Genomic DNA, 23,661 nt, shown 5'->3' with positions numbered 1-23,661 from the left:
GGGCGAGCCGCCTCCCCCGCCGCTCGCGGCCGCCTGTTGTTGCTGCAGCGCAGCCGCGGCGGCTTCGCGTGCGGCGCCCTCGACGCGCTCGCGCTCGAGCTCGGCCGTGGTGTCCTTGAGCGTGGCGAGCTGCGCGTAGAGCTCGGCCGAGCGCTGCTCCTGCACGGCGACAGCCGTCAGTGCGCCATTCGCCGCCGTGCGCGCTTCGGCCGCCTTCGCCTCGGCGAGCGTGGCGAGCCGCACGCGCTCGGTCGCCGCTTGCGCCGCTTGCGCGCGCAACGCGTCGGCCGTGTTGCGATCGGCCACGGCCTGGTCGTAGACAGCTTGCGACTGCTCTCCGAGCTTCGACGCCATGCCGAGCTGCTGCAGCAGCCCTGTGGCGTCGTCGTTCGAGAACATCAGCTCTGCAGTGAGGTCGTTGCCCGCGGTCTTCGCGAGGTGGGCGGCCAGGAGTCCGGCGCGCATCTTTGAGATCTGGGCGACGGCGTCGGCCTCGTCGGCCTGCCGGCCGAGGGTGCGCTCACGTTCGGCAGCCCGGTCGCGCTGGTCGATCGTGATGCGGTAGGCCTCGTCGGCCATCTGCGAGGCCTGCACCGCGGCATCCGCAGCACGCTGCAAGCCGGCGAGCAATTCGGTGACGCGGCCGATCTCGGCCTGCTTCGTCGCCTCGTTCTGCTTGGCCTGTTCGATGTCGCTCCACGACGGATAGTCGGGCTCGGCGAAGGCGGGGCCGCCGGCCAAGCCGACGGAAGCCGTGACGGCGCCGACCGCGACCGTGGAGAACACGGTGGCGGGCTTCACGCGCGACACGGGACGAGTGCGGTGCTCAGCCAAAGTAGATCCCCCGATCGGCCATGAACGGCTGCGGGTTGATGCGCCCTCCGCCATTCCAGACTTCGAAATGCAGGTGGCATCCTGTGGAAGCGCCGGTCGTGCCGCTCGATGCGATGTTCTGCCCGGCCTCGACCCATTGCCCGTAGCCGACGAACGTGCCACCCGGACGAATGTGCGCGTACGCGGTCGAGATGCCGCCCCCGTGGTCGATCTTGACGTAGTTGCCGTAGGTTCCCGAGTAGCCGGCGAAGGTGACGACTCCGCTGTTGGCCGCGTAGATCGGGGCCGAGCATCCGGTGCCGAGGTCGATCGCGTAGTGGAAGCTGCCCGAGCATCCGCCGGAGCAGATCGGCGAGCGCGGGCCGAAGGTGCCCGTGAGCCCGCCCCGGGCCGGCCGCGCCCAGCCCGAGCTCGCGACGGTGCCGGGCGAGCCGTTCTTCAGGGCCTCCTGCCGACGTCGCTCCTCCTCGGCCTTCCGGATCCGCTCGCCCTCCTGGTAGGCGGCGGTCGTCTTGGCCTCGGCATCCTTCAGGAACTTCAGCTGTTGCTCGAGCTCGATCTTCTTCGCCTGGGACTCGGCGAGCGCCGCCTCTGCGGCTGCCTGTGCCTCTTGCGCGGCGACGAGCGCGGCCTCAGCGGCGATGCGGAGCTTCTCGCGCTCGGCTCGCGCCACCGCGGCCTGGTCGCTGAGCGACTTCGCGATGTTGTGCTGCTCCTGCGCGCGGTCGTAGATGCCCGACGTGCGCTCGACCATCTTGGTCATGTTGCCGAGCTTCGCGAGCAGCGCCTCGGTGGCCGCGGAATCGCCCGCATCGAGGAACAGGTTGAGGCCCACGTCGCCGCCGCCGGAGCGGTAGAGCTGCGCGGCGACCTGGCCGGCGTTCTGCTCGGCGGCCTGGGCCTCTGCGGCGGATGCGTCGGCCTGCGCCTGGATCTGATCTGCGCGCATCACGGCGTCGTCGTACTTCTGCTGCGCCACGAACAACTCGTCGGTGCGGCGTTCGGCCTCGGCGCGCGTCGTCTCGACGTTGGCTTCGAGCTGCGCGATGAGCGCGATGATCTGCTGCACGGCGGCGGCGCCCGCGGCGGTGCTCGCCTTCGCGGCCTCGACCTCGGCCCAGCTCGGGTAGTCGGCGGCCATGGCGCTCTGCGGTGCAGCGGCCACCGGCCCGGCGAGCGCCGCTGCGACAATGGCGAGCACGGCGAAGAGCCGGTTCGGCGTGCGGCGGCGCGGTCGAGCGGCTCGGGTCGTTCGGGCCCGGGCGGTCGATGTGCGGTGTGTGGTGCGGTCCATGGTTCCCCGTCCACGCGGGCCGTCGGGCCCCGCGCTCCTCGCTCTCCTGTGGGCAGTGGCAGCCCTCACGATAAGGGCCACTCGCGCCGGATCCGGGCATTTCGGGGGCGTGTGGCCGATGCCGCACCTCGGGCCCCGCGGCATCCGCAGCCCTCGTTTTGACGTCTCGCGCGACGACCCGTATGCTTGGCTGTCGGCGGTCGTGCCCCTGGCAAGACCACCCGGCCCCATCGTTTAGTGGCCTAGGACACCGCCCTTTCACGGCGGCAGCACGGGTTCGAATCCCGTTGGGGTCACGTACGACATACAATTGAAAAGCCGGTGTTGAAACGAACACCAAATCGAGGCCCTGTAGCGCAGTTGGTTAGCGTGCCGCCCTGTCACGGCGGAGGTCGCGGGTTCAAGTCCCGTCAGGGTCGCTCAGGCGACAAGCCCTTTCCCTTACGAGAGAAGGGGCTTTCTCCTTAAATCGAGGCACACCACGATGCGAATCGAGCGGATGCCCCGAGGCTCTGTAGCTCAGTTGGTAGAGCGTTCGACTGAAAATCGAAAGGTCACCGGATCGATGCCGGTCGGAGCCACCATCAAAACCCCCGGGTAACCGGGGGTTTTCTGGTTTCAGCGGGAGATCTCGCCGGGGCGCCGGTGAGGCTGTGCCATTAATGTGCCATCAAGTGCCTGAGGTCGTCGATGCGCAGGTCGGGTCGGCCGAATCGACGGCGACAGCAAGTACAACTGAGGGAAGAGAGCGCCGACCCCTCTACGGCTGCACTCACCGGGTGTTCATTGACCGCCACATTCGGTTTGCCGAGGCCGAGTGAGGATCAGAAGACCATCTGCCGACGCGCCCTATCGAGCGGCCACGATCGTTCTGAGCGCGAGGCCCGCCACCAACAGGAGCACGATGGTGGAGACCAAGCCGACCGGCGGGATCCACCAAGCGCGCCGGTTGATCGCCAGGCGGATCAGGGACGCGGCGAAGGTGAGCCCAAAGATGAAAAGCGGCGTGACGACGAAGGTGATCGGCAGTACCCAGGTCGGGAACTCGTGGTGGAGGCCCGTCATGGCCAGCCCACTGAGCACGTAGAGGGGCATCGTGCAGATACAGATCACGACGAGTCCGACGATGGTGATGAGGACATCGGCCCGTCGGTCCCAGTGCCAGGGGGTCGTTGCCGCGCCTTTGGCAGATTCGGGCACGCGCTGCTCCATGGTGGGACCATACCCTTTCTGAACGCGGCGACGCCATGTTCTCGGCGTCAGCCGGGTCGAGCTCGTCGATCGCCCCGGCCCGCTGTGGTGCCTCGCACCCGAGCGGGGCGATGCATCTATGCTCCCGCTCAACTTCATCTTCATCACGGGCCGGGTGCAGGGCTTCCGCGCGGTGGGTTCGAGGCAGGAGTCGAGCACGCCGGACCGGCGCTGCCTCCCGACACGAAGGCTCCCGCCCGCGACCACTACCGGACGGTCGAGCTCGCGCGCGAGCTCATACAGAGCTTCTTCGACCCAGTGCTCCGCGGCGAAGCATCCGGCCTGACCTGGTCACCGGAATTGCTCACCTGGAGTTGATCACCTACCCGATCCCGGGCCGAATCTGTGCCATGAATGTGCCATTAATGGCCCGAAAACGAACGGAAACCAACTGAGACGATCCGGGATGCCCATACCTCGGATGCGGATACACCACGGGGCGGACCTCCGGCCCCGATGGACCGTGAGGACGCCGTTGGGATCGGGCGGGTGGGCGTTAGGGATTCGTGAGGATCGGCGCCGCGGCGTTCGCTCGGGTGTTGCATCGCAGGTGCGATGACCTGGCGTTCCGCCGAGATGGTTCGCAGGAGGAGTCTGCACGTGCGCAATTGGGCCGAGTTCCAGTTCCCGGCCAGTGTGCCCGGTCCCTCAGCCCACAGCTCGAGGACTCCGCTCTCCCAATGGCTCCTCCGGCACCGGGTTCAGCCGGTCGGTCCCGAGAGCGAGGAGTCGACCGTCGCGCAGCATTCGTGGTGGAAGGTGATGTGCCTGACGGGCGTCGACTACTTCTCCACCTTGTCGTACCTTCCCTCCATCGCCGTGCTCGCGGCCGGGGCGGTGTCGCCGATCGCCACGCTGCTGATCGTTGCCCTGACCTTGTTCGGCATGTTGCCGATGTACCGGCGCGTCGCCAAGGAGAGCCCTCATGGGCAAGGCTCTGTGGCGATGCTCGAACGGTTGCTTCCGTTCTGGCAGGGCAAGATCTTCGTGCTCATCCTGCTCGGCTTCGTCGCGACATCATGGATCATCACCATCACGCTGTCGTCGGCGGATGCCACGGTGCACCTCATCGAGAATCCGCTCGTGCCTGCTGCGTTGGACGGGCAGGCCGTGGCGATCACGATCGTGTTCCTGCTGGTGCTGGGCGGCGTGTTCCTGATGGGGTTCACCGAGGCGGTCAACGTCGCCATCCCGCTCGTGGCGGTCTTCCTCGGGCTGAACGCGATCGTCATCGTCGCGGGGCTGATCGACGTGATCACCGATCCCGTGCCGGTCGCCGACTGGCTCGGCGCCATCACTGCCGGCGGCGGAGGCTTCTCGGGCGTCCTGCTCCCGGCCCTGATCGCGTTCCCCCTGCTCGTGCTCGGCCTGTCGGGTTTCGAGACCGGCGTGAGCATGATGCCCCTCGTCGCTGCGACGGGCGAGACCCAGCAGGAGCGGCTCGCCTCCCGCATCCGGAACACCAGGAAGCTGTTGACCGCCGCGGCCGTCATCATGAGCGCCTTCCTGATCACGAGCAGCATCGTCACGACGCTGCTCATCCCCGCTGAGGCGTTCGAGCCGGGCGGGGAGGCGAATGGCCGGGCGCTCGCCTACCTCGCTCACGGCTTCTTCGGCGACGCGTTCGGCACCGTCTACGACATCAGCAGCATCCTGATCCTGTGGTTCGCGGGCGCATCGGCGATGGCCGGACTCATCAACATCGTGCCGCGGTACCTCCCGACGTACGGGATGGCGCCCGAATGGAGCCGAGCGGTTCGCCCCGTCGTGCTCGTGTACACCGGGATCAGCGTGATCATCACGATCGCGTTTCAGGCGGACGTCGACGCGCAGGCGGGGGCGTATGCCACGGGCATCCTGGCGATGATGGTGTCGGCGTCGGTCGCGGTGCTGATCTCCGCGATCCGCCGCCGCCAGACCGCCGCCATCATCGGGTTCGCCGTCTTGACGGTCGTCCTCGGCTATGCACTCGGGGCCAACGTGATCGAGAAACCCGACGGAATCGCGATCTCGGCTCTGTTCATCCTCGGCATCGTCGCGGTGTCGATCATCTCGAGAGTGACACGCACCACCGAGATCCGGGCCGACCGGATCGAGTTCGACGAGGCCGCCCGCAGCTTCATCGAGGGCTCACTCGTGTACGACGGCCGGCTCAGCGTGATCGCGAACCGGCCGGGAGCCGGGGACGCCGCCGAATACGCCGAGAAGGAATCGGTGCAACGTCGACTCAATCCCGTGCCCGGCAGAGCCGACGTGCTGTTCCTCGAGATCCACGTCGTCGACCCGTCCGACTTTCGGGAGGTGCTGCAGGTACGCGGAGTCGAGGTCGACGGACATCGAGTGCTGCGAGCAGACAGTCCCGCGACGCCCAACGCGATCGCCGCGATCCTGATCGCGATGCGCGATGCGACCGGTGTGCGGCCTCACGCCTACTTCGAATGGTCCGAGGGGAACCCCCTCCTCCACATGGTGCGCTACATCCTCCTCGGACGCGGCGACACCCCGCCGGTCGTGCGCGAGATCATCCGCGAGGCCGAGCAGGATCCGTCCGAGCGACCTGTGATCCATGTCGGCGGGTAGCCCGGCCGCTCCGTCGCGAACCGATTGCGGCCGCACTGCTTCTCGAGCGGCCGTGAGGACCTCATGTGGATCGCAAGGAGCCGCGTTAGCGCTCCGTGAGGATCGGCACCGCGGCATCCGCTCGGGTGTTGCATCGCAGGTGCAGCGAAAGGCTGCCCGCCCGTCGCGTTAGCGGCCGACGGCCTTCGAACCTTGGAGTCTTCGTGCTCGACGTCGTCTACCTTCTCGGCATCATCGCCGTGTTCGTACTCGTCGGCCTCATCGCCAGGGGGGTCGAGAAGCTGTGATCATCTTCGAGCTCCTCGCTGCCGCGCTGGGTGTCGCCGCAGTGGTGTACCTCGTGTACGCCCTCCTCAGACCTGAGCGGTTCTGATGGACGAGTTCTTCGCCGTCGCGCAGGCGGTCACCCTCGCGCTCGCCCTCGCCCTCATCTATCGCCCCCTCGGCGACTACATGGCGCACCTCTACACGTCGGACAGCGACTGGAGGATCGAGCGCGGGCTCTACCGGATCGTCGGGGTCGACCCGCGATCGGAGCAGTCGTGGCGGGCCTACACGCGAGCCGTGCTCGCGTTCTCGCTGATCGGCGCGCTGCTGGTCTACGCGCTCCAGCGTGCGCAGGCGGTGCTCCCGTACTCGCTGGGGCTCCCGGCGATCCCGGAGGGGCTCTCGTTCAACACCGCGGCATCGTTCGTGTCGAACACGAACTGGCAGTCGTACTCGCCGGAGGTCACGATGGGATACACCGTGCAACTGGCAGGCCTCGCGGTGCAGAACTTCGTCTCCGCCGCGGTGGGCATCGCCGTCGCCGTCGCCCTCGTGCGGGGGTTCGCACGCCGCCGCTCGGGCACGATCGGCAACTTCTGGGTCGACCTGTTCCGCGGCTCGTTCCGTCTGCTGCTTCCGCTCGCACTCGTCAGCTCGGTCGTGCTGATCGTGGGCGGCGTCGTGCAGAACTTCAACGGCTTCACCGAGATCACGACGCTCGCGGGAACCACCCAGAGCCTGCCGGGCGGGCCCGTCGCGTCGCAGGAGGCCATCAAGGAGCTCGGCACGAACGGCGGCGGTTTCTTCAACGCGAACTCGGCGCATCCGTTCGAGAACCCGACAGCCTGGACGAGCCTCTTCGAGATCGTGCTCCTGCTCGCGATCCCCTTCGCGTTGCCGCGCACGTTCGGTCGCATGGTCGGCAGTGACAAGCAGGGCTACGCGATCCTCGCGGTCATGGCGACGATCTTCGTCGGGTCGCTCGTCGCGCTGTCGATCTTCGAGGCGAACGGTGCCGGTACCGCTCCCGAGCTCGCCGGCGGAGCGATGGAGGGCAAGGAGCAGCGCTTCGGCATCTTCGGCTCAGCCCTGTTCGGATCCGCATCCACACTCACCTCGACCGGCGCCGTCAACTCGATGCACGATTCGTTCACCGCGCTGGGCGGCATGATGCCGATGCTCAACATGATGCTCGGCGAGGTCGCCCCTGGCGGTGTCGGATCCGGCCTCTACGGCATGCTCGTGCTCGCCGTGATCGCCGTGTTCATCGCCGGTCTCCTCGTCGGCCGCACACCCGAGTACCTCGGCAAGAAGATCGGGCCTCGCGAGATCAAGCTCGCGAGCCTCTACATCCTCGTGACGCCGACGCTCGTGCTCGCGGGAACCGCCCTGAGCTTCGCGATCCCCGGCGTTCGCGAGGATGTCGAGTCCATCTCGATCTGGAATCCCGGCATCCACGGCATGTCGGAGGTGCTCTACGCCTTCACGTCGGCGTCGAACAACAACGGCTCCGCCTTCGCCGGACTCACGGCGAACACGCCGTGGCTCAACACGGCGCTCGGTGTCGCGATGCTCCTCGGCCGGTTCGTTCCGATCGTGCTCGTGCTCGCGATCGCCGGCAGTCTCGCCGCGCAGGACAAGACGCCTGCCACCGCGGGCACCCTGCCGACCCACCGGCCGCAGTTCGTCGGCCTCCTCATCGGGGTGACGGTCATCGTGACCGCCCTCACCTACTTCCCCGTTCTCGCGCTGGGTCCCCTGGCGGAAGGGCTGAGCTGATCCATGTCCACCATCACTGAGATCCCCTCGACGACCGGCAACGCCACACGGCCGATGGGTGCGCCGTCGAAGCGTCCGATGGGCGCCTTCGGCCCCTCGCAGCTCCTCCACGCGCTTCCCGGCGCGTTCCGAAAGCTCGACCCCCGCCGGATGTGGCGCAACCCGGTCATGTTCATCGTCGAGATCGGAGCCGCACTCACGACCGTGCTCGCGATCGCCGAACCGTTTCTCGGCGGCCCTGGCTCGTCGGGCGGCACGGTCGTTCCGGTCTCGTTCACGTGGGGCATCGCCGTGTGGCTCTGGCTCACTGTGGTCTTCGCGAACCTCGCGGAGTCGGTGGCGGAGGGCCGCGGCAAGGCCCAGGCCGAAACGCTGCGCCAGACCCGTACCTCGACGGTCGCACACGTCGTGCGCGATTACAGCGAAGCGGCGGATGCCTCAGCCGAGCACTCGACCGTGACGGATGTCTCGTCCGCCGATCTCCGGCTCGGCGACATCGTCGTGGTCACCGCAGGCGACCTGATCCCGGGCGACGGCGACATCGTCTGGGGCATCGCCTCGGTCGACGAGTCGGCCATCACCGGCGAGTCGGCGCCCGTCGTTCGCGAGTCGGGCGGGGACCGCTCCGCCGTGACGGGCGGAACCCGGGTGCTCTCCGACCGCATCGTCGTGCGCATCACCTCGAAGCCCGGTGAGACCTTCGTCGACCGCATGATCGCGCTCGTCGAAGGCGCCGCCCGTCAGAAGACCCCGAACGAGATCGCGCTGAACATCCTGCTGGCGAGCCTCTCGATCGTCTTCGTCGTCGTCGTGCTCACCCTCAACCCGATCGCGTCGTACGCGGCGGCGCCGGCTTCCATCCCGGTGCTCGTCGCCCTCCTCGTCTGCCTCATCCCGACCACGATCGGCGCGTTGCTCTCGGCGATCGGCATCGCCGGCATGGACCGGCTCGTGCAGCGGAACGTGCTCGCGATGTCTGGCCGTGCGGTCGAAGCCGCGGGCGATGTCACGACGCTGCTCCTCGACAAGACGGGCACGATCACGTACGGCAATCGGCGTGCGAGCGAGTTCGTCGCGATGCCGGGCGTGGATGCCGCGGTGCTCGTACAGGCCGCGGCGCTCTCGTCGCTCGCCGATCCGACGCCCGAGGGTTCGTCGATCGTGGACCTCGCCGCCCAGCACGGTATCGGCTTCGATGCCGCCCCGGCCGGCGAGGTGGTGCCGTTCACGGCGCAGACCAGGATGTCGGGACTCGACCTGCCCGACGGGTCGACCATCCGCAAGGGCGCCGGCTCGGCGGTCATCGCCTGGGTCGAGGCATCCGCCCCCATTCCCTCGAGCACACAGGACGAACTCGCCCGGCGAGTCGACGCGATCTCGGTCGGCGGCGGTACGCCCCTCGTCGTCGCAGAGAAGTCGACCGACGGCGTGGCTCGCATCCTCGGCGTGGTGCATCTCAAGGACATCGTCAAGGACGGGCTCACCGAGCGCTTCACCGAACTTCGCGCCATGGGCATCCGCACCGTCATGATCACGGGCGACAACCCGCTCACCGCGAGGGCGATCGCCGCCGAGGCCGGTGTCGACGACTACCTCGCCGAGGCGACCCCCGAGGACAAGATCGCGCTGATCCGAAAGGAACAGGCCGGCGGCAACCTCGTCGCGATGACCGGCGACGGCACGAACGACGCACCCGCGCTCGCGCAGGCCGACGTCGGGGTGGCCATGAACACGGGCACGTCGGCGGCGAAGGAGGCCGGCAACATGGTCGACCTCGATTCCGACCCGACGAAGCTCATCGAGATCGTACGCATCGGCAAGCAGCTGCTCATCACGCGCGGCGCGCTCACGACGTTCTCGATCGCCAACGACATCGCGAAGTACTTCGCGATCATCCCGGCGATGTTCGCAGGCGTCTTCCCGGGGCTCGCGGTGCTGAACGTCATGCAGCTCCACTCCCCCGCCTCAGCGATCCTCTCGGCGATCATCTTCAACGCGATCATCATCGTGATCCTGATCCCGCTCGCGCTCCGCGGGGTGAAGTACCGGCCGCTCGGAGCATCCGCAGTGCTGAGCCGCAACCTGCTCGTCTACGGGCTCGGCGGCATCATCGCGCCCTTCATCGGCATCAAGCTGATCGACCTCGTCGTCAGCATCATCCCAGGGTTCTGAGCTCGGGAAAGGAAACACGTCATGGTTACGACTCGCACCACGATGCGCACCCACTGGGTGGCACTCCGCACGATGCTCATCTTCACGCTCGTCCTCGGCGTGGCCTACACGATCGTGGTCACCGGCATCGGGCAGCTCGCGCTGCCTGCGCAGGCGAACGGCTCCGTCATCCGCTCGGGCGACGACATCGTGGGCTCCGCGCTCATCGGCCAGTCCTTCACGGATGCCGACTGGGAGCCGCTCCCCGAGTGGTTCCAGTCCCGCCCCTCCGCCGCGGGCGACGGCTACGACGCCGGTGCCTCCAGCGGCAGCAACTATGGGCCTGAGAACGCCGACCTCATCGCGGCGATCGAGGAGCGGAAGGCGCAGGTCGCCGAGTCCAACGGCGTCTCACCCGATGACGTCCCGGCGGACGCCCTGACCGCGTCGGCCTCCGGTCTCGACCCTCACATCAGCCCGGAGTACGCCCTGCTGCAGGTGCCGCGCGTCGCGGCCGAACGCGGCCTTGCCGAAGCCGCGGTGCGCGAACTGGTGGAGTCTAGGATTCAGGCACGGGACCTCGGGTATCTGGGCGAACCGACCGTCAACGTGCTGCAGCTGAACCTCGCCCTCGCCGAGCTGGAAGGTTAGTCGTATGCGGAGGGGGCGGCTTCGGGTGCTGCTCGGCGCTGCTCCCGGCGTCGGCAAAACCTACACGATGCTCGAGGAGGGCAAGCGCCTCGCCGACGAAGGCCATGATGTGGTCCTCGCGTTCGTCGAGACGCACGGCCGGAAGGCCATCGCCTCGATGGCCGACGGTCTCGAGGTGGTGCCACGTCACTCCGTCGCGCATCGCGGCATGACGCTCACCGAGATGGACCTCGACGCCGTGCTCGCCCGCAAGCCCGAGATCGCCCTCGTCGACGAGCTCGCGCACACGAACGCGCCGGGGTCGCGCAACGTGAAGCGCTGGCAGGATGTGAACGAGCTGCTCGACGCCGGCATCGATGTGATCTCGACGGTGAATACCCAGCACATCGAGTCACTGGGCGACGTCGTGCTGCAGATCACCGGGGTGCCGCAACGCGAGACGATCCCCGACGCCGCGCTGCGTGCGGCCGACCAGATCGAGGTCATCGACCTCGCGCCCCAGGCCCTGCGCGACCGGCTCTCGAGCGGACTCGTCTACCCGGCCGAGCGCATCGACGCAGCGCTCTCGAACTACTTCCGACTCGGCAACCTCACCGCGCTCCGCGAGCTCGCCCTGCTCTGGCTCGCCGACGAGGTCGACTCGGCGCTCAAGGCCTACCGCGCCGAGCACGGCATCGACCGCAAGTGGGAGGCACGCGAGCGGGTGGTCGTCGCCCTCACGGACGGCCCCGAGGGCGAGACCCTGCTGCGGCGCGGTGCGCGCATCGCGTCGCGATCGTCGGGCGGCGAGCTGATCGCCGTGCACGTGACCAATCCCGACGGCATGCGGGCGCGGCATCCGGGCACCCTCGACCGGCAGCGCACCCTCGTCGAGCAGCTCGGCGGCACGTTCCACCAGGTCGTCGGCGAAGACGTGCCGCGTGCGCTCGTCGACTTCGCGAGGGCGGCGGATGCCACGCAGCTGGTCATCGGCGTGAGCCGAAGGTCGCGGCTCGCCGCGGCGTTCACGGGGCCCGGCATCGGCGCGACCGTCATCCGCGAGTCGGGCGACATCGACGTGCACATCGTGACGCACGCCGCCGCGGGCTCGGGCTTCTCGCTGCCGCGGCTCGGCGGCGCGCTCAGCCGCAAGCGGCTCATCGCCGGATTCGCCGTCGCGCTCATCGCCGGGCCGCTGTTGAGCTGGCTCCTCGTGAGCCTCCACACGGAGTCGTCGATCACCAGCGACGTGCTGGCCTACCAGCTGCTCGTCATCGTCGTCGCGCTCATCGGCGGCCTGTGGCCGGGCCTGTTCGCCGCAGTCCTCTCCGGGCTGACCCTCAACGTCCTGTTCGTCGAGCCGCGGTTCACCCTCACGATCGAGGACCCGCGGCAGTTCCTCGCGCTCGTCCTCTACGTCGCGAACGTGCTGCTCGTGAGCTACGTCGTCGACCAGGCCGCGCGGCGCTCGCGCGAGGCACGGCGGGCAGTGGCGGAGTCGCAGCTGCTCGCAACGCTCGCGGGCAGCGTGCTGCGCGGCGAGGACGCACTGCAGGCGATGGTCACCCGCACGCGCGAGGCGTTCGGGCTCACCGGCGTGCGTCTCCTCATCGACGGCGAGCCGCAGCTGGCCGATGGCGAGCCCACGCGCGACGCCCGCGTCACGAACGTGCCGATCGGCACGCGCGGCGTGCTCGAGCTGCACGGGCAGGATCTCGCGGCATCCGAGCGTCGCCTGCTGCAGGTCATCGCCACGCAGATCGACCAGGCGATCGAGCACGGCGCCCTCGCCAGGGCTGCGTCGGAAGCCGGCGAACTCGCCGAGACCGACCGCGTGCGCTCTGCGTTGCTCGCCGCGGTCGGTCACGACCTGCGTCGCCCGCTCACCTCGGCATCGGCCGCGATCAGCGCGCTGCGTTCGTCCGAGCTGAAGCTGCCCGCCGCCGAGCGCCAGGAACTCCTCGAAACCGCCGCCGAAAGCCTCGACTCGCTCGCAGAGCTCGTCACCAACCTGCTCGACGTGAGTCGCGTGCAGGCTGGCGCCCTCGTGGTGAAGCTCGCACCGACCGATGTCGCCGACGTCGTCTTCCCGGCACTCGACGAACTCGGGCTTGGTCCCGGAGCCGTGGAACTCGATCTCGCCGAGGACCTTCAGCCCGTGCTCGCCGATGCCGTGCTCCTCCAGCGCGTCGTGGTGAATCTGCTCGCCAACGCGGTGCGGCACAGCCCGCCCGGCGAGCGTGTCAGACTTGCCGCGAGTTCGTTCCAGGGCCGCACCGAGCTGCGCGTCGTCGACCGCGGACCTGGCATCCCGGCCGAGCGCCGGGACGAGGTGTTCACGCCTTTCCAGCGTCTCGGCGACACCGACAATGACACCGGCCTCGGATTGGGCCTCGCCCTCTCGAAGGGCTTCGTCGAAGGGATGGACGGCACACTGGAAGTGGACGACACGCCCGGCGGCGGACTCACGATGGTCGTCACGCTGCCCACGGCCGAGGAGGAGGCACCATGAGGATCCTCGTCGCCGACGACGACGAGCAATTGCAGCGCGCCCTCCGTATCACGCTCACGGCGCGGGGCTACGAGGTGATCGCCGCACATGACGGCGCCGAGGCGATCGACCTCGCCGCGAATGCGCACCCCGACCTCATCCTGCTCGACCTCGGCATGCCTCGGGTCGAGGGGGTCGACGTGATCCGCGCGGTGCGGGCGTGGTCGAAGGTGCCGATCCTCGTGCTCTCGGGCCGCACCGACTCGGCAGAGAAGGTCGACGCACTCGACGCGGGCGCCGACGACTACGTCACGAAGCCGTTCGCGATGGATGAGTTGCTGGCGCGCCTCAGGGCGCGGGCTCGGGCGGTATCCGGTGACGAGGCGGATGCCGCGTCGATGTCGATCGGCGAGCTCACCGTGGACCTGGCGGCCAAGACGGTCCGCGGCCCTGGCGACGCGGGCGCGGCGGCATCCGTTCGCCTGACGCCCACGGAGTGGCGCCTCCTCGAGCTGTTCCTGAAGAACCCGGGCAAACTGCTCACGCGGCAGATGCTGCTCGGCGAAGTGTGGGGTCCGTACCATGCGAACGACGCCGGATACCTGCGCCTCTACGTCGCACAGCTGCGCCGCAAACTCGAGCCGGTCCCCTCTGAGCCGCGGCATTTCCTCACCGAGCCTGGCATGGGCTACCGCTTCGAGCCGTAGAGCGCTCCTGGACCGCCTGCAAGCCGAGTGCCCAGCTACCTTCAGCGAAGCGGCTACCTGACTTGGATCGACATCTTGGGAGTTCCTCGGCGTGTTCCACGCCTCGAACGACGGCGAGCGCTGGGAGTTCGTGCGGTCCTTCGCCTTTGGCGCCGCAGGCCCGGTGCGCACCGGCTTCGGCGTGCAGGCGCCGACCGGCGAGGGCTGCAAGGTGACCTTCGACGACATCCAGTTCGAACAGGAGACCCTGCAGTCGCTGCGCGACGGTTCCTGAGTTGAACGGGGTGTGAACTTCCGCTCGCCCTCGTTGAAATGCATAGATGGTCCTCTATTCTTTTGATGTCGAGTGAAACGAGGCCATCTATGACTGACAAGCCGACCGTCCTTTTCGTCTGCGTCCACAGGGCGGGCACATGAGCGCGCAGCCCGGCCAGCCGCCGCTGCTCGACCCGCACGCGGTGCTGCACCGAAGCAGCGAACGCCTCGCCGCCCACTACGCCGGCATCGTCAACGAGGAAACCGTCGAACGAGTCGTGTACGAGTCGTACACCGCCCTGGCCCGCACCGCGAAGGTCACCACGCACCTGCCGAGCCTCGCCTACCGGTTCGCGCACGAGCGGCTCACGGCACTGGGACAGTCCAAAGGGCTCATCACCAAAGACGTGCCCGAGGTGCTGTTCGTGTGCGTGCAGAACTCCGGACGCTCGCAAATGGCGGCCGCGCTCCTCAGGCAGGTCGGCGGCGACCGAGTGCACGTTCGCTCGGCCGGCTCGGAACCGAGCAGCGGCATCCTCCCCACGGTCATCGAGGTCATGCGCGAGCAAGGCATCGACCTGAGCGAGGAGTTCCCCAAGCCACTCACCGACGACGTCGTGCGCGCCGCTGACGCCGTGATCACGATGGGCTGTGGCGATGCGTGCCCGATCTACCCGGGCAAGCGATACCTCGACTGGACCCTCGAGGACCCGGCTGACCTCGACCTCGATGGAGTGCGCCAAGTCCGCGACGAGATCCGCTCTCACATCGACCAGCTGCTCACCGAGATCATCCCGGGCGAAGGAACGAACACGTAAGCAATCGCCCGGCGACGGGGCGGTGAACGCTCGTTGAACTTCGTTGCGTCGGCCTGCGATCCCTGGTGGATCCGCTTGCGGGCCACAGCCGGCGGCTTAGCGTGGAGAACGCTGCGAGACGTCGAGGGGGTACACGTGCGCGCCGAGCGGTCGACCGGCCGGGCCTTCCGACCCGACCTGCAGGGACTGCGCGCGATCGCCGTGCTGCTCGTGCTGGTGTACCACACGGGGGTCGCTGTGCTCCCCGGCGGCTACATCGGCGTCGACGTGTTCTTCGTGATCTCCGGCTTCCTGATCACCGGTCATCTCCTGACTGCGCTCGCCGAACGGCGGGGGATCGACTTCGCAGACTTCTTCGCACGACGCGCCCGACGAATCCTCCCCGCGGCGCTCGTCGTGGCCGCCGCCACCGTCGCCGCCGGGATCGTCATCACGCCGCCGCTCGAGCAGCCGCGCCTGCTCGGCGACGCGATCGCGGCGGTGCTCTTCGTCCCGAACGTCCGCTTCGCCGTCGAGGGTGCCGACTACCTCGCCGAAGACGAGCCGAGCGTGTTCCAGCACTACTGGTCGCTCGGCGTCGAGGAGCAGTTCTACCTGGTGTGGCCGGCGCTCCTCGCCCTGGGGTTCCTGCTGCTCCGCCGGGCCGGACGACGCCACCGACGACGTACGTCCCCTGGGCGAACGGATGCCGAGACAGCCTCATTCGTCGTCGCGTTCGTCGCCGTCCTCGTGATCGTGAGCTCTCTCGCCGTGTGCCTCGCCCAGTCGCAGGCCGCACCCTCCTGGGCCTTCTTCGGGCTCCCGGCGCGGGCGTGGGAGTTCGCCGCGGGCGGCCTGCTCGCGGCGCTCCTTCGGCGCCGACCCGCCTGGCTCGACGGCGGCCTCGGCGCCGCGGCGGGGTGGGTGGGCATCGCGAGCATCATGGCGGCGGCCCTCGCCTTCAACGGGAACTTGGGATACCCGGGCATCTGGGCGGCGATCCCCGTCGCGGGGGCCGTCCTGGCGATCGCGGGCGGAGACGCCAACCACGCAGCATCGCCCCGAGCCGTGCTCGGCTCGCGTCCCTTCGTCTTCGTGGGCGCGATCTCGTACTCCCTGTACCTCGTGCACTGGCCGATGCAGGCGCTCCCCCAGTCCACGCTGGTCACGGGCGGCGACGTGCCGGTGCCGGTGCGGCTGTTGCTCGCAGCGGCGAGCGTCCCGCTGGCGTGGGTCATGTACCGCATGGTCGAGGTGCCGTTTCGGCGACCTCGTGGGCGCATCGCCCGCCGGCCTGCTCGTGCCATCGCCGCAGGTCTCGCGGCATCCGCTGCACTGGCCGTCGTCTGCCTGACGGCCGCGCAGGTCGGACCGGCGCGCGCCGTCGGCCCACCCGACCCGCCGACCGCTCGGAGCGAGGTGCCGGAGTTGGCCCCGTCACCGGCGGCGACCGGTCCCGTGCCGGTCGACCTCATGCCGTCCCTTGCCGCGGCCGAGCACGACCTCCCCTCGATCTACGAGACCGGCTGCGAGCTCGGACGGCTGAGCACCGATCCGTCGGGATGCTCCGCCGGATCCCTCGGGCCGCGAGTGGCGACGTTCGGCGACTCGCACACCGCGCACTGGGTGCCGGCGTTCGAGGAGCTCGCCGTGCGCGGGCTGATCCGGCTGTCGAACCACTCGAAGAGCTCGTGCCCGTCGGTGGACATCCCGGCCACGTTCCGAGGATCCGAGGACTACCCCGAGTGCGATCGCTGGCGCACCGCCGTGCTCGAGCGGCTGCGCGCCGACCCGCCCGACGTCGTGGTGCTCGCGAACTACGCGGGGAACGAGTTCGCGGTGCCCGACGGTGAAGTCGCCGAGCGGTGGCGGGAGGGGCTCGAGCGCACCATCCGACTGCTGCCGGAGGAGACCCTCGTGGTCGTGATCGCCGAGACACCCGACCTCGGATTCAACCCCGCGACGTGCCTGTCGGTGCACCGTGACGACCTCTCCCCGTGCGCGCCGCAGCGGACGGACGCATTGGCCGGGAAGATCGGCGAGGCGGAGCTCGCTGCGACGGCGGCGGCCGGGGCACGCCTCATCGACCTCTCCGGTTGGTTCTGCGACGCAAGCGCGTGTCCGCCGGTATCGGGGAACGTGCTCGTGTATCGCGACAGCCACCACGTGACCGCCACGTTCGCACGCGCGATGGCCGACGTGATCGGAGCGGAACTCGGTGTGCTGCCCACCCGCCGGACTGCAGCGGGCCTGCCGCAATCGGAGCAGCCGAGACCTGCCCGGATCATTCTCCTGCCCGACACGTGACCGTCATCTCCGCCGATTAGCGTGCCCGGAACAGATCGGAGGTGCGAGATGAGCCCCATTGAATCACTGGACGTCGTCGAAACCGGCGATGGGCGGTGGGATGTGCAACTGCGTGACAGTCTGACGGTCGTCGGCTACGTCTGGCATACGGGCGCCGGCTTCATCGTCTGGGACTGGGCGGATCGACAGGTCGGCGTGTTCGAGTCGCTGCCTCGGGCCGTGCGCGAGCTCTGGGCGGTGGAGACCGCCGGATAGTGTCGCGAGGGCATGTCCCACGTGCCGATCACCATCGCCTGCGCATCGTCGAGTTCATCGATGGGTAACCGTGGGAACGTAGGGTGAGGCATCCTTCTCATGCAACCTGCCTCCGGGCAGCAAGGAGCCTCCGTGACTGATTCCCCGGGCCTGATGAGCCGTTCGGCCGTGGCGACGAGCCCGCGAACCCTCCTCGACATCCTTCGCGAGACCACGGCCACTGCGCCGGATGCGTCGGCGATCGAGGATGACCGTGGTGCGATCAGCTATCGCGAGCTCATGGCGCAGGTGAACGTCATCGCAGCTCGATTGCACGCGGCGGGTGTACGGCGGGGAGATCGGGTCGGCGTTCGCATGCCTTCGGGATCACGGGAGCTCTATCTCTCGATCCTGGGCGTGATCGCGGCGGGCGCCGCGTATGTGCCCGTCGACGTCGATGATCCCGACGAGCGTGCCGCGCTCGTGTTCTCGGAAGCGCTCGTCCGCGGCGTGCTCACGGACGCCGGGTACGCCCCGTGGGGCGCGGATGTCCCGGCGACGGTCGTCTTCGACGATGCTGCACCGCACCCGAGCACTGCAGCAACCCCGGCCGTGGCGCCGCCCGAGCCATCCGACGACGCGTGGATCATCTTCACGTCGGGGTCGACGGGCATTCCGAAGGGGGTGGCGGTCACTCACGGATCGGCGGCGGCGTTCGTGGATGCCGAGGCCGGGCTGTTCCTGCGCGACGAGCCGATCACGACCTCCGATCGCGTGCTCGCGGGACTCTCGGTCGCCTTCGATGCGTCCTGCGAGGAGATGTGGCTGGCGTGGCGTCATGGTGCGTGCCTGGTGCCGGCACCGAGGTCGCTCGTGCGAAGCGGCATGGACCTGGGTCCGTGGCTGTCGTCGCGACGCATCACGGTCGTCTCGACCGTGCCGACGCTCGCCTCCCTCTGGCCGGCGGAGGCGCTCGACAACGTTCGCCTGCTGATCTTCGGCGGTGAGGCCTGCCCGCCGGAGCTCGTGAACCGGCTCGCGGTCGAGGGACGGGAGGTCTGGAACACGTACGGCCCGACCGAGGCGACCGTCGTCTCGAGCGCTGCCCTCCTGACCCAGGGCGACCCGGTCCGGATCGGCGGCCCGCTCGACGGCTGGGACCTTGCGGTCGTCGACGCCGACGGCGTCCCGGTGGCCGACGGCGAGGTCGGGGAACTGATCATCGGCGGAGTCGGACTCGCGCGTTACCTCGACCCGGCGAAAGACGCTGAGAAGTTCGCACCGATGCCGACGCTCGGGTGGGAGCGCGCGTATCGCAGCGGTGACCTGGTCCGCTTCGATCGCGACGGGCTGTTCTACCAGGGACGCGCCGATGACCAGGTCAAGGTCGGCGGCCGCCGCATCGAACTCGGCGAGATCGAGGCGGCGCTGCAGGACCTGCCAGGAGTGTCCGGGGCTGCGGCCGCGGTGCGCCGCAGCGCCGCCGGAAACGATGTGCTGGTCGGCTACCTCGCGGTGGCAGCCGATGCCGGGTTCGATCGGCGAGCTGCCGTCGCCCGGCTTCGCGAGGAGCTGCCCGCTGCGCTCATTCCGCTGCTGGCGGTGATCGACGAGCTGCCGGTGCGCACTTCGGGCAAGGTCGACCGTGCCGCGCTTCCCTGGCCGGTCGAGGATCGGGTCGAGGATGAGGACGCCGCGTCTGAAGCGGAGCTGGATCCGGTCTCGAGGCACCTCGCGAACGACTGGCGCAGTGTGCTGGGCCTGCCCGTGGAGGCGGCCGACGACAACTTCTTCGATCTCGGAGGCGGCTCGCTCGCCGCGGCGCAGCTCGTCTCCCTCGTGAGGAGGCGACACCCCGACCTCACCGTCGCGGACGTCTACGCCCACCCGAGATTCGGGTCGATGGCAGCGGCGCTCGCGGAGAGCACGGAGAGCGGCGCTGCGGCGTCGACGCACGTCGTTCCGAAGACGCCGGCGCGGATGCAGGTGCTCCAGACGATCCTCGGTGCACCGTTGTTCGTGCTCAACGGCATCCGCTGGGTGCTGTACCTGCTCACGGCGAGCGCCATCCTGCGGCCGCTCGGCGGGTTCGACGTGCTCCCGGAGGTGTCGGTGCCGTGGCTCATCGTCGGCCTGGCCGTGTTCGTCACGCCATGGGGGCGCATGGCGGTCGCCGTGATCATCGCTCGACTCGTGCTCGCCGGACTCCGCCCGGGTGATTACCCACGGGGTGGGGGCGTGCATCTTCGACTCTGGCTCGCGGAGCAGGTCGCCCATCAGGTGGGCGCGGCAAGCCTGGCCGGTGCTCCATGGATCAGTTACTACGCGCGCGCCCTCGGCGCGAAGATCGCCCCGGGCGTCGACCTGCATGCGCTCCCGCCGGTCACCGGATTCCTGCGGGTCGGCGCCGGGGCGTCGATCGAGCCGGAGGTCGACCTCGCGGGCTACTGGATCGATGGCGACCTCGTGCGCATCGGCGAGATCCGCATCGGTGCTGGCAGCTCGATCGGAGCTCGGAGCTCGTTGATGCCCGGGGCGAGGATCGGGAAGCGGGCCACCGTGGCGCCGGGATCGGCGGTGTTCGGTCGAGTTCCGGCGGGTCAGGACTGGGCGGGCTCACCGGCAGTTCGGGTGGGGAGGTCGCGCACCTGGTGGCCCGAGGAGCGGCCGCCGCTCCGCACCGGCTGGCTGTTCGCCTACGCGGCCTCCTCGCTCGTCGTATCGCTTGTGCCGATCGTCGCGTTCGTTGCCGGAGCCGCCGTCATCGCCCTGGCGATTCGAGGCTCCGCGTCCCTCGGCGAGGTCGCCGTGATGAGCGCCGTGGCGCTCGTGCCCGCCACCCTCGTCTCGGGTGTCGTGCTGACGGCCGCGGTGGTGGCGCTCGTGCGGCTCCTCGGCATCGGTCTGAACGAGGGCGTCTTCCCGGTGCGCAGCCGGATCGGATGGCAGGCCTGGTCGATCGAGCGACTTCTCGACCTCGCGCGCACGATCCTGTTCCCGCTGTACTCGAGCCTGTTCACGCCGGTGTGGTTGCGACTGCTCGGCGCCGACATCGGCCGCGATGTGGAGGCATCCACGGTGCTGCTGCTGCCCGGGATGACCAAGGTCTCCGACGGCGCGTTCCTGGCCGACGACACCCTGGTCGCCGCCTACGAACTCGGCGGCGGGTACGTGCGGATCGCGCGGGTCGAGATCGGCGCGCGCGCCTTCCTCGGCAACTCGGGCATGGCCGGCGGTGGGAATCGGGTGCCGAAAGACGGCCTCGTCGCGGTACTCTCCGTGGCGCCCCGGAAGGCGAAGGCCGGCTCGTCGTGGCTCGGGTCCCCTCCGGTGAAGCTCAGGCGTCAACCGCAGGACGCTGAGCGCGGACGCACGTTCGATCCGACCTACGGGCTCCGATGGGCGCGCGCGATCTGGGAGCTGCTGCGGGTCGTTCCGGTCATCGTGACGTGCGGCATCGGGCTCGCGGTGCTCATGGCCCTCGCCACGATAATGGCGGCGTGGGGAGTCGTCGTGACGATCCTGCTGAGCGGCTTGGTCCTGCTCGCAGCCGGCGCCGTCGCGGCGGGCATCAGCACCATCGCCAAGTGGGCTCTGCTCGGCCGCATCCGTTCAGGCGAGCACCCGCTCTGGTCGTCATTCGTGTGGCGAAGCGAGGTGTCCGACACGTTCACCGAGATGGTCGCGGCCCCGTGGTTCGCGTCCGCGGCCGCGGGAACACCCGCGCTCGTGTGGTGGCTTCGCAGCCTCGGCGCGAAGATCGGAGCCGGTGTGTGGATCGACAGCTACTGGCTCCCCGAAGCGGATCTCGTGACCCTCGGGGACGCATCCACCGTGAATCGGGGCTGCGTCGTGCAGACCCACCTCTTCCATGATCGAATCATGAGCATGGATGCGGTCATCATCGAACAAGGCGGCACGCTCGGCCCGCACAGCGTCATCCTGCCCGCCGCCGAGATCGGCGCGAATGCGACGGTCGGCCCGGCCTCGCTCGTGATGCGCGGAGAGACCGTGCCGGCGGCCGGCCGATGGAGCGGCAATCCGATCGGTCCGTGGCGCGCGGTCGTCGTCGGCGACTACCGTCGCGAGCCCGCCTGATGACGCAGCCAGCAACGATCTCGGGGCCGCACGCGTATCTCCCGCGATCCGGTTCCCACGACTTCGCGACGCTCTACTACGACCTCGACCTGCGCTACCGCGTCGCCACCAACCGACTCGACGCCAGCGCGGTGATCCGGGGACGCGCCCTGAAAGATCTGCGTGCGATCCACCTCGATCTCGTGCACCTCCGGGCGAAGCGGGTGCGACTCGACGGAGACCGAAAGGTGCGTTTCTCCCAATCGACCACCCACCTGACTGTGCGGCCGAGCGCCCCGATCCCCGAGGGTGGCGAATTCACCGTCACGGTCGACTACGACGGGTCGCCGAGCCCCCGTCGCTCTCGCTGGGGCACGATCGGGTGGGAGGAGCTCACCGACGGCGTGCTGGTCGCGTCGCAACCGTCGGGTGCGCCGACGTGGTTCCCGTGCAACGACCGGCCCGACGACAAGGCCCCGTACCGCATCCGCGTCACGACGGAGCAGCCGTACACGGTACTCGCGACCGGGCAGCTCCGCGACCACACGGTGTCGGCCGGCCGCGGCACGTGGACCTTCGAACAGCAGGAGCCCACCTCGACCTACCTCGCCACGGTGCAGATCGGTCGCTACACCTTGGAGCCCCGGCGGACGGCCGGTGTCGACTGGATCATCGCGTACCCGCCGGCGCTCACACGCAGGGTGCTGCACGACTTCGCACCGGTGGGCCGGATGCTGGAGGCATTCCAAGCACGGTTCGGGCCCTATCCGTTCACTTCGTACACGATCGTCGTCACCGAGGACCCACTGGAGATCCCGCTGGAGTCGCAGGGCATGGCCACGTTCGGCGCGAACCACGCCGATGGGCGCGGCGGCTCCGAACGCCTCATCGCGCACGAGCTCGCCCACCAATGGTTCGGGAACAGCGTCGGATTGGCCGGCTGGGGCGACATCTGGCTGAATGAGGGCTTCGCCTGCTACGCGGAGTGGCTCTGGGCCGAGGCGTCACGCCGTGAGTCAGCAGACTCCTTGGCTCGGCGCGCCCACGCGTTGCTGGCGAGCCTTCCCCGCGACCTCGTGCTCGGCGATCCCGGCCCCGACCTGATGTTCGACGACCGCGTGTACAAGCGTGGAGCCTGCCTGGTCCACGCGATCAGGCTCACGCTCGGTGACGAGCGGTTCTTCGCGCTGCTCCGCGCGTGGACGGAGGCGATGCGCTACGGGGCGGCATCGATCGACGATTTCCGCCGGTTCGCCGCCGGGTTCGCGGATGCCTCGCTGGATGCATTGTTCGACGCGTGGCTCCTCGACGCGGCCCTGCCGGAGTTGCCGCCGGCGTTGCCGCCTGCGCCGCCCTCCTGATCCGGCCACGCGACGACGACGGCGTGGCCGTGAAGAATGCGATGTCGTCGCAACCGGTAGCGGATGCCGCGATCGCCGACCCGCCCACGTCGGTGGCCGACCAGCACCTGCCTCGGATCGACGCGAAGGCCTCGCCCGTCGGCTTTGAGGATCGCCTCTATGGCCGTCCATCGCCCGAGCGGATCGAGTCCCCGCACGCCGGTCACGTCACGGATCGCGGTGAGACGCGCCGCGGAGGTGTTCCGCGGCTCGGCATCGACTCCGATCGGGTGATATGCGGCCACCGCGAACGCGCGGTCCGATCCATGCGCGAGGCTGACGTGCACCGGGGTCGGCGCTCCGAACACGACCGGCGCACCGTGGTGTCCGCCGCACTCCGTGCAGACCGCGTCGACCGTGAGGGCATCGAGGGGTTCGCCGACGAGGCGAGAGACCGCCGTGAGGATCGCCGACCGGCCTACCAGGAACCGTTCCCGTTCGGGAAGTCCGGCGACGTCGAGTCGAGCTCGATCGGAGGGGCCGAGCCGCTCGACGATCCCGTCGACGTGCACACGATCGGTGGCGACCAGCTCGTACGGCCAGCGCGTCATGTCAGGCGCGCGCGAGCGCGCGGTCATCCGGTCGATTGGTCGTGCTGCTCATGATG

Annotated in this window: 15 protein-coding genes, 3 tRNA genes and 1 pseudogene; 16 read left to right on the top strand and 3 right to left on the bottom strand. The window is 69.1% G+C overall.

Going from position 1 to position 23,661, the window contains the following annotated elements:
• Together ESP51_RS16565 and ESP51_RS16560 are read right to left on the bottom strand one after the other, a co-directional pair.
• Nucleotides 1-801 (bottom strand): annotated as a pseudogene (locus ESP51_RS16565) (hypothetical protein); the annotation flags it as partial.
• A 25-nt stretch (nt 802-826) separates the two neighbouring features.
• On the bottom strand, nt 827-2,128 hold the full coding sequence (locus ESP51_RS16560; protein ID WP_241843222.1) for a M23 family metallopeptidase: 1,302 nt from the start codon (nt 2,126-2,128) through the stop codon (nt 827-829).
• A gap of 223 nt (nt 2,129-2,351) precedes the next feature.
• On the opposite strand from ESP51_RS16560, the gene ESP51_RS16555 reads away from it, so the two are divergent.
• The 3 genes from ESP51_RS16555 (at nt 2,352) to ESP51_RS16545 (ending at nt 2,712) form a co-directional block, all read left to right on the top strand.
• A tRNA-Glu gene (locus tag ESP51_RS16555) sits at nt 2,352-2,424 on the top strand.
• Nucleotides 2,425-2,473: 49 nt separating this feature from the next.
• Nucleotides 2,474-2,547, top strand: a tRNA-Asp gene (locus ESP51_RS16550).
• Between the two features lie 89 nt (nt 2,548-2,636).
• Nucleotides 2,637-2,712: transfer RNA gene (locus tag ESP51_RS16545), tRNA-Phe, on the top strand.
• 265 nt (nt 2,713-2,977) lie between these two features.
• Here the strand turns inward: ESP51_RS16545 and ESP51_RS16540 are convergent.
• Nucleotides 2,978-3,340, bottom strand: coding sequence for a hypothetical protein (locus ESP51_RS16540; RefSeq protein WP_129521998.1), 363 nt, complete (start codon nt 3,338-3,340; stop codon nt 2,978-2,980).
• 639 nt (nt 3,341-3,979) lie between these two features.
• On the opposite strand from ESP51_RS16540, the gene ESP51_RS16535 reads away from it, so the two are divergent.
• The 13 genes from ESP51_RS16535 (at nt 3,980) to ESP51_RS16465 (ending at nt 23,015) form a co-directional block, all read left to right on the top strand.
• Complete coding sequence (locus ESP51_RS16535) at nt 3,980-5,959, top strand: APC family permease (protein WP_241843221.1); 1,980 nt, start codon at nt 3,980-3,982, stop codon at nt 5,957-5,959.
• Nucleotides 5,960-6,242: 283 nt separating this feature from the next.
• Nucleotides 6,243-6,332, top strand: a complete 90-nt coding sequence (kdpF, locus tag ESP51_RS16525; protein ID WP_129521996.1) for a K(+)-transporting ATPase subunit F — start codon at nt 6,243-6,245, stop codon at nt 6,330-6,332.
• The gene (kdpA, locus tag ESP51_RS16520; protein ID WP_129521995.1) at nt 6,332-8,005 is read left to right on the top strand and encodes a potassium-transporting ATPase subunit KdpA; all 1,674 of its coding nucleotides are present in this window, start codon (nt 6,332-6,334) and stop codon (nt 8,003-8,005) included. Before kdpF ends, kdpA begins: the two co-directional genes overlap by 1 nt.
• 54 nt (nt 8,006-8,059) lie before the next feature.
• Nucleotides 8,060-10,177, top strand: a complete 2,118-nt coding sequence (kdpB, locus tag ESP51_RS16515; RefSeq protein WP_241843224.1) for a potassium-transporting ATPase subunit KdpB — start codon at nt 8,060-8,062, stop codon at nt 10,175-10,177.
• Nucleotides 10,178-10,198: 21 nt separating this feature from the next.
• On the top strand, nt 10,199-10,807 hold the full coding sequence (gene kdpC, locus ESP51_RS16510; protein ID WP_129521993.1) for a potassium-transporting ATPase subunit KdpC: 609 nt from the start codon (nt 10,199-10,201) through the stop codon (nt 10,805-10,807).
• Nucleotides 10,808-10,811: 4 nt separating this feature from the next.
• Complete coding sequence (locus ESP51_RS16505) at nt 10,812-13,298, top strand: ATP-binding protein (protein WP_129521992.1); 2,487 nt, start codon at nt 10,812-10,814, stop codon at nt 13,296-13,298.
• Entirely contained in the window at nt 13,295-13,984 is a 690-nt protein-coding gene (locus ESP51_RS16500; protein WP_129521991.1) for a response regulator, read from the top strand. The genes ESP51_RS16505 and ESP51_RS16500 overlap by 4 nt, the downstream gene beginning before the upstream one ends.
• A 91-nt stretch (nt 13,985-14,075) precedes the next feature.
• Nucleotides 14,076-14,258 carry a DUF1349 domain-containing protein gene (locus tag ESP51_RS16495; RefSeq protein ID WP_129521990.1) on the top strand — a complete coding sequence of 61 codons (183 nt, stop codon included), beginning with the start codon at nt 14,076-14,078 and terminating at the stop codon, nt 14,256-14,258.
• A gap of 139 nt (nt 14,259-14,397) precedes the next feature.
• A complete protein-coding gene (locus ESP51_RS16490) occupies nt 14,398-15,057 on the top strand; it encodes an arsenate reductase ArsC (protein WP_129521989.1) in 660 nt (219 codons plus the stop codon).
• 135 nt (nt 15,058-15,192) lie between these two features.
• On the top strand, nt 15,193-17,343 hold the full coding sequence (locus ESP51_RS16485; protein WP_164990566.1) for an acyltransferase family protein: 2,151 nt from the start codon (nt 15,193-15,195) through the stop codon (nt 17,341-17,343).
• 48 nt (nt 17,344-17,391) lie between these two features.
• Nucleotides 17,392-17,598, top strand: coding sequence for a hypothetical protein (locus ESP51_RS16480; protein WP_129521987.1), 207 nt, complete (start codon nt 17,392-17,394; stop codon nt 17,596-17,598).
• Nucleotides 17,599-17,697: 99 nt separating this feature from the next.
• Complete coding sequence (locus ESP51_RS20880) at nt 17,698-21,675, top strand: Pls/PosA family non-ribosomal peptide synthetase (RefSeq protein WP_206737334.1); 3,978 nt, start codon at nt 17,698-17,700, stop codon at nt 21,673-21,675.
• Nucleotides 21,675-23,015, top strand: coding sequence for a M1 family metallopeptidase (locus ESP51_RS16465; RefSeq protein WP_129521986.1), 1,341 nt, complete (start codon nt 21,675-21,677; stop codon nt 23,013-23,015). Before ESP51_RS20880 ends, ESP51_RS16465 begins: the two co-directional genes overlap by 1 nt.
• Nucleotides 23,016-23,661 lie beyond the last annotated feature (646 nt).

The sequence above is a fragment of the Agromyces albus genome (assembly GCF_004134825.1).
Classification (GTDB): Bacteria; Actinomycetota; Actinomycetes; order Actinomycetales; family Microbacteriaceae; genus Agromyces; species Agromyces albus.
The sequence above is the reverse complement of the archived record's forward strand: the minus strand, read 5'-3'. Positions and strand labels throughout refer to the sequence as shown.